Source organism: Streptosporangiales bacterium (assembly GCA_009379955.1).
In the GTDB taxonomy this organism is placed as follows: Bacteria; Actinomycetota; Actinomycetes; order Streptosporangiales; family WHST01; genus WHST01.
The window spans coordinates 1-7,533 of record WHST01000191.1; the positions used below are offsets into that span (position 1 = coordinate 1).

Here is a 7,533-nt window from a genome sequence, read left to right on the forward strand (position 1 = left end):
AACCACGTGATCGTCGATCAACACGTACAGTGCGGTCAGGAGGGTGTTCAGATCTTTGCTCACACATCGAACATGAACACCCTCCCCCACATCCACGGCCACGACGCGCCCAGGCCCTTCAAGGAATCACTCATCTAGCGGTACCTGCCGCCGGCGGCCTTCGTGCAGGCGGCGGTCCCGCGGCACTTGCGGAGCGCGGTCAGCTGGCGGTGCAACGACTGCCGTTTCGCCGTCGGCAGGGACGCGTAGATGTTGGTGAGCTCGTACGGGTCGCGCCTGCGGTCGTAGTACTCGCGCTCACGAGTCTCGTACTCGACGTAGGTGGACGTCGCGGTGCGCAGAGCGTCGTACGAGGGCGGGTTCGCGTTGCGTGACGGCTGGTAGTCCGGGTCGGATCTGTTGTTGTTCGGCCCATGGTGTTCGACGAGCGCGCTCGTCTTCCACCCGCGGACCGGTCTGCCGCGCAGGATCGGCAGCAGGCTGCGACCGTCCGTGCCCGCACTCGGCTTGCCGCCGATGTCGGTGAAGGTCGCGTGGAGGTCGACGTTCTCGGCGATCTGCTGCCGGGTCTTCCCCGCGGGCACGCCGGGTCCGGCGACGATCAGCGGCACGTTGACGTCGGTGCTGTACGGGGTCTTCTTGCCGGTGAGCAACCGGTGCTGGCCGAGGTGGAAGCCGTTGTCGGAGCTCAGGACGACGTAGGTGTTGTCCGCCTGACCGGTCTGCGCCAGGGTGGCGCGCAGCCGCCCGAGCATCCTGTCGACCGCCTGCATCGACTGCGCACGCCTGCGGTGGTCCGTGTTGCTCCTGGCGATGTCGGCGCGGGAGAGCCGCGGCTGGTTCCGTACCCACTTCGGCTTGTCGGACACGTCGGGCTCGCCGAACGAGGGATCGCGGGGTGTCTCGAGCCCGGGGAACTTGTGGGCGTCCCGAGGCGCCGGCGTGAACGGCCCGTGCGGCGCGTAGGTGGCGATCTCCAGCAGGAACGGGTCTCCGGCGTCGACGGAGTCGCGGATGAAGGCGTTTCCCCTCGTCGAGAGCACGTCCGTCATGTAGTCCGCCGGCTCGCGCCCGTAGCCGACCATCCAGCCGTTCTCGTTCACCGTGTAGTCGAAGCTGCGGTAACCCGCACTGCCGGACACGGCCCACACGTCCCATCCGGGCGGTACGTACCCGGCGCCCGGCATCAGGCCGAGCGGCTCGTACCCGTTGAGGTACTTGCCCATCATCGCGGTGCGGTAGCCCTGCTCCTGCAGCGCGACCCCGAAGGTGACCTTCTCCAGGTCATTTCGCAGGAACGCCGCGTACCCGCCGTTCCTCGGGTTGTTGGTGAGGACCCCGGTGTTGTGCGGGAACTGCCCGGTGAAGATGGACGCGCGGGACGGGCAGCACAGGGAGTTGGTCACCGTGTAGTTCGAGAAGCTCACGCCGTCGGCCTGGAGCTTCCGTGCCTGTGGCATGTAGCGCAGCAGCCCGGAGTCCATGTCGTCGGTCAGCACGAACACGATGTTCGGCCTGCTCCCGGCGGTCGACTCCGGGCCCGTCGACGTGACGACGATCCCGGCCGCACCGAGCAGGACGGCGACTGCGGCCGCGGCCGTCAACAGCGTCTTCCTCGACGGCCTGGCCAGCATCCGGTCTCCTCGTTCGTCTCGTCGTGCCGACCCGAAGGCCTCGGCCCCAGACACTAACGGGTCCCCGCAGCCACACCCTGGTGCGGCTGCTCACTCGCGGTCCGCTACCCGACGGCCAAACGCACCGCGGACGAGCTCGACCGGGTGGAGCGCACGCCGGTCGGTGCCGTGCTGGATCTGCTGGCGACACGACACCCCGGTCGCCGCGAGCACGGTGTCGGTCGACTCGGCGTCGATCGCCGGGAACAGCCGTTGCCGGCCGATCGTCATGGACAGGTCGTAGTGCTCCGCCTCGTACCCGAAGGACCCGGCCATCCCGCAGCAGCCGGCGTCGAGCTCGACGACCTCCGCCCCCGGTATGCGTCGCAGCAGCGCCATCGTCGCCGCCGTACCGACCTCGGCCTTCTGGTGGCAGTGTCCGTGGTAGACGATCCGTCGACCGGCCGGCCACGAGTCCGTCCGCAGCCGAAGGCGGCCGGCGTCGATCGCCTCGGTGAGCAGTTCCTCGACCTGCCGAACCCGGCCGGCGAGGTCGCGCACCCGCTCGTCGTCGGGGAGCAGGGCGAGGTACTCGTCCCGCAGCGTGAAGAGGCAGGACGGCTCGCAGCCGACCACCGGCGTGCCAGGCTCACTGCCGGCGGTGAGCGCGGCGACGAGGTCCGACGCCTTGTCCCGTGCGTCGTCGAGCAGTCCCTTCGACAGGCTGGACCGTCCGCAGCAGCCGGTGCTCTGCAACCGCACGTCCCACCCCGCGTGCTCGAGCAGCTCGATCGCCGCCTGCCCGATCAGGGGCTCGGAGTACGTCGTGAACGAGTCGGCGAGGAACGTGACCGTGCCCTGTCCCTGCGGGCCGCCGGAGGACGGCACCGACCGGCGCGTCCTGCCGGCGTACCACCGCGGCAGCGTGCGTCTGGTGAACGCCGGCAGCGGGCGCCGGGTGGAGATCCCGAGTGTGCGTGCGAGCAGTGACCGCAGAGGTCCGACGCGCCCCGGCACGTTCGACAGCGGAGCGAACGCCGCGCCCAGCCGGTTCAGGGTGCGGATGGCGCCGAACGCCCGCGAGCGCAGCGGGACGCCGTGCCGTTCGTGGTGGTGGGCGAGCGTCTCGCTCTTGAGCGCGGCCATGTCGACGCCAAGCGGGCACTCGCTCTTGCATGCCTTGCACATCAGGCACAGGTCGAGGATCTCGTGCAGCCGTTCGTCGCCGAGCGCGGCCTCCGGGTCGGGTTCGCTCAGCGCCTTGACGAGTGCGTTCGCGCGCCCTCTCGTCGAGTGCTCCTCCTGGCGGGTCGCCATGTACGAGGGGCACATCACGCCCGGCGCGCTCTTGCGGCAGGCGCCGATGTTCATGCAGCGGTCCGCGGCTCCGCGCATGCCGCCGACGACGTCGAAGCGCAGCCGCGTGCGCAGTGCGGGCGCCGGTGGCAACGCGGCGTCGCGCAGGTGGTCGGTCATCGGCGGAGCGTCCACGATCTTGCCCGGGTTCATCCGGCCGTCGGGGTCGAAGAGCCGCTTGACCTCGCGCATCGCCTCGTACAGCTCGTCGCCGAAGATCTCCCTGTTGAACTCGCTGCGCGCGAGGCCGTCCCCGTGCTCGCTGGAGTTGACGCCGCCGTACTCACGGACGAGGTCCTTGATCTCGACGGACACCGCGCGCATGCGGCGTACCTGCTCGGGGTCGGTGAGGTCGACGAACGGGCGGATGTGCAAGCAGCCGACCGAGCAGTGGCCGTAGAAGCCGGCCGTCATGGCGTGCCGGTCGAGCACGTCGCGGAACCGTTCCGTGTACGCCGCCAGGTGTGCCGGGTCGACCGCGGTGTCCTCGACGAAGGCGAGGGGACGGCGCGTGCCCTGGCTCGCCGCCATGAGCAGGCCCAGGCTGGCCTTGCGCACCTTGAGCAGGGCGTCGCGGTCGGCGGCGGTCACCGCACGCAGGGTGTGGTAACCGTGGCCGTGCGCACGCCACAGCCGGTCGAGCTCATCCAACCGGCCGGTGAGCGCGTCCTCGTCTTCGCCGGTGAAGGACACGAACAGCAACGCCTCCGGGTCGCCCACCAGCAGCTCACCGAGGTCCGCGTAGTCGATCCTCTCCCTGGACAGGTCGAGGATCGTGCGGTCCATCATCTCGACCTGCGCGGGGTCGCACGACAACGCGTCGCCGGTGGCCGCGATCGCCGCCGCGACGGACGCGAAGTGCCCGACGGCGAAGACGCTGCGCCGCGGCTTCGGCACCAGGTCGACCTCGGCCCTGGTGGCCACGACGAGGGTGCCCTCCGCGCCGACGACGAACGTCGCCAGGTCGAAGGGCTCGTCACCGGCCAGCCGGTCGAGTCGGTAGCCGCCGGCGCGGCGCCAGTACGGCGGGAAGTCCGTCGCGATCGCGCCGGCGTGAGCACGCACCAGCTCAGGCAGCTCGCGGTAGAGGCTGCCCTCGAGCGTCGATGCGGTGGCCCGCCGAGCGCGCTCCGCCTCGTCCACCGGTTCGAGGCGTGCACGTGAGCCGTCCGCGAGCACGACGTCGAGTGCCCTGACGTGGTCGATCGTCATGCCGTAGCGCACGCTGCCGCTGCCCGCGGAGTTGTTGCCGACCATCCCGCCGATCGTGGCGCGGTTGCTCGTCGAGGTGTCCGGTCCGAACATCAGGCCGTACGGCGCGGCCGCGGCGTTCAGGTCGTCCTGCACGACGCCGACCTCGACGACTGCCGTGCGTGCCTCGGGGTTGATCTCCACGATGCGGTCCAGGTAGCGCGAGCAGTCGAGGACCACGCCGGCCCCGACGGTCTGCCCGGCCAGGCTGGTGCCCGCGCCCCGGGGCGTGACCGCGACGCCACACGCGGCGGCCGCCCGTATCGTCGCTGCCACGTCGTCGGCGTGCCTGGGGAACACGACGCCGAGCGGCTCGATCGCGTACATGCTGGCGTCCCGCGAGAACAACGCCCTGCTGTAGTCGTCGAAACAGACGTCACCCTCGACGTCACGCCGCAGCAGGCGCTCAAGCTCGGAGCCGGTCACTGCTCCGCCAACCGTTCGAGCGCGGCGGCCATCCCGTCGCCGGCGACCGGTACGCCGCTGCCTCGGAGGCTCAGCTGGACCCCGGCGAGCGTTCCCGCGAGCATCAGGTCGTTGAAGTGGCCGAGGTGGCCGATCCTGAAGACGCGACCGGCGAGCCTGCCCAGGCCGGCGCCGAGCGACATGTCGTAGCGCTCGAGCGCCACTCGTCGTACCGCGTCCGCGTCGTGCTCGGGCGGGACGACGAGCGCGGTGAGCGAGCCGGAGTGCTCCCGTTCGTCCGCGCACAGCACCTCGAGCCCCCACGCGCGCGCCGCCGCACGGGTCGCCTCGGCGTGGCGGGCGTGCCGGGCGAACACGTTCGGCAGGCCCTCGTCGTGCAGCATGCCCAGGGCGACCTGGAGCCCGTACAGGAGGTTGGTCGCCGGAGTGTAGGGGAAGGAGCCGTTCGCGTTCGCCGCGACGATCGGCGCCCAGTCCCAGTACGACCTGGGCAGTCGCGCGGTGCGTGACGCGGCGAGGGCCTTGTCGCTCACCGCGTTGAAGCCGAGCCCCGGCGGCAGCATGAGTCCCTTCTGCGACCCGGAGACGGTGACGTCGACGCCCCATTCGTCGTGCCGGTAGTCGATGCACGCGAGCGAGGAGACGGTGTCGACGAGCAGCAGCGCGGGATGGCCGGCCGCGTCGATCGCGGCACGGATCTCCGGGATCCGACTGGTGACCCCCGTCGAGGTCTCGTTGTGCACCACGCAGACGGCCTTGACCCGGTGCCCGTCGTCGTCCGCGAGCCGCTGCTCCACCACCGCCGGGTCGACGCCGTGCCTCCAGTCGCCGGGAACGAGGTCGACGTCGAGTCCCAGCGTCCCGGCCATGGCCTGCCACAGCGTCGCGAAGTGACCGGTCTCGAAGCAGAGCACGCGGTCGCCCGGGCTGAGCGTGTTGACCAGCGCGGCCTCCCAGGCGCCCGTGCCCGAGCTCGGGTAGACGACGACGGGACCATCGGTGCCGAAGACCGGGGCGAGCCGGTCGAGCACGTCGAGGGTCAAGCGGGCGAAGTCCGGGCCCCGATGGTCGATGGTCGGTGCCGAGATGGCGCGCAGGACCCGGTCGGGGACGTTGGTCGGGCCGGGGATCTGCAGGAAGTGGCGGCCGGTCGATCGGGTCATGTGCGGTCCTCTCGCGCGGCTGAACGTGGGGATACGGCGTACTTCCCCCTGATTTCGGTACGTCGGAGCGTGCATGGGTCTTGACGGGTCCTCGCCGGAACTGGTGGTATGCACGGCATTCCCCCACCATAAGATGCAATTTGCAGGGACAGGAGACCGGTCCCATGGCGCTCGAGCTCATTGCGATCCTGGTCCTGGTGGCGATCTTCGTGGCCGCGACGACGCTCGGTGCCCACATGGGGGTGCTGGCGATCGCCGCGACGTTCATCGTGGGCGTGTTCGTGGCACACGAGTCCGTGGACGACCTCGCCGCCGGCTTCCCCGGCGACCTGTTCATCATCCTGGCCGGGGTCACGTTCCTCTTCGGCATCGCGAGGAACAACGGCACCATCGACTGGGTCGTCCACGCCGCGGTCGCGTCGGTGCGCGGTCACCTCGCGTACATCCCGTGGATCATGTTCCTGATCACCGCGGTGATCACCGCGGCCGGCGCCGTCGTGCCGGGAGCGGTGGCGATCATCGCTCCGCTCGCCATCGGCTTCGCGGTTCGCTACCGCATCAACCCGGTGCTGATGGGCCTGATGGTCATCAACGGCGCCACTGCCGGCGGTTTCTCGCCGATCTCCATCTTCGGCTCCATCACCAACGGCGTCGTCCAGCGCAACGATCTCGACGGCAGCCCGCTCTTCCTCTTCGCCGCGTCGTTCGTCTTCAACGTCGTCCTCGGCGTCATCACGTTCTTCCTCTTCGGCGGGCGCAGGCTCATCGGCCTGCGTGACACCGGGGACGCCGTGGTGGACCGCGCGGGCAACCCGGTCAGCCTCGGGAAGGACGGCGACCAGGACGAGCCGCACCCCGCCTCGCGTCGTGGTTCCGGTACCTCCACCGGCACGACGGCCGGTGCGCAGACGGGGACCACGATGGCATCCGAGGCCGACGACACGTCGTCGGACGAGGAGCCGACTCCGTCGTTGAACGTCCACCGCGTACTGACGCTGGTCGGCATCGTGTTCGTCGCGTTCGGTGCGCTGTTCTTCGAGCTGGATCCCGGGTTCACCGCGTTCGCGGTCGCCGCGGTGCTCTCACTCGTCGACCCGAAGGGCACCAAGGGCGCGGTGAACCACGTCGCCTGGCCCACGGTCCTGCTGGTCTGCGGCATCGTCACGTACGTCAGCATGCTGGAGAACATGGGCACCATCGACTGGCTGGGCGACCAGGTGGCGCTCATCGGGGTGGCGCTCGTCGCGGCCGTGCTGATCTGCTACATCGGTGGCGTGGTGTCGGCGTTCGCGTCCACCACCGGCATCCTGGGCGCGCTGATCCCGCTCGCGGTGCCGTTCCTCCAGGGCGGCGAGGTCGGGGCGATCGGCCTGATCACCGCACTCGCGATCTCGTCGTCGGTCGTCGACTCCAGCCCCTTCTCCACCAGCGGCTCGCTCGTGGTGGCCAACGCCCCGGCGGACCAGCGCGACTTCGTCTTCCGCCGCCTCATGCAGTGGGGCTTCTCGATGGTCGCGCTGGCGCCGCTGGTCACCTGGCTCCTTCTCGTCGTGCCCGGCTGGCTGTGACCGGACGCCAGGCCAGCACGTGAGGGGACCCCTCACCGTGCCGTGACCCGGTCGGGGTGCCCCTCACCGTGCCGTGACCCGGTCGGGGTGCCCCTCACCGTGCCGTGACCCGGTCGGGGTGCCCCTCACCGTGCCGTGACCCGGTCGGGGTGCCCC

General features: G+C 70.4%; 3 protein-coding genes. 1 reads left to right on the forward strand and 2 read right to left on the reverse strand.

Going from position 1 to position 7,533, the window contains the following annotated elements:
* Window positions 1-134 precede the first annotated feature (134 nt).
* Window positions 135-1,634: a sulfatase-like hydrolase/transferase gene (locus GEV10_31180; protein MQA82866.1), complete on the reverse strand. Its 1,500-nt coding sequence runs from the start codon at window positions 1,632-1,634 to the stop codon at window positions 135-137.
* Window positions 1,635-1,724: 90 nt separating this feature from the next.
* Window positions 1,725-5,252, reverse strand: coding sequence for an FAD-binding protein (locus tag GEV10_31185; protein ID MQA82867.1), 3,528 nt, complete (start codon window positions 5,250-5,252; stop codon window positions 1,725-1,727).
* A gap of 721 nt (window positions 5,253-5,973) precedes the next feature.
* Between GEV10_31185 and GEV10_31190 the strand changes: the two genes are divergently transcribed.
* Window positions 5,974-7,377 carry a hypothetical protein gene (locus tag GEV10_31190; GenBank protein ID MQA82868.1) on the forward strand — a complete coding sequence of 468 codons (1,404 nt, stop codon included), beginning with the start codon at window positions 5,974-5,976 and terminating at the stop codon, window positions 7,375-7,377.
* The last annotated feature ends 156 nt before the right edge of the window (window positions 7,378-7,533 follow it).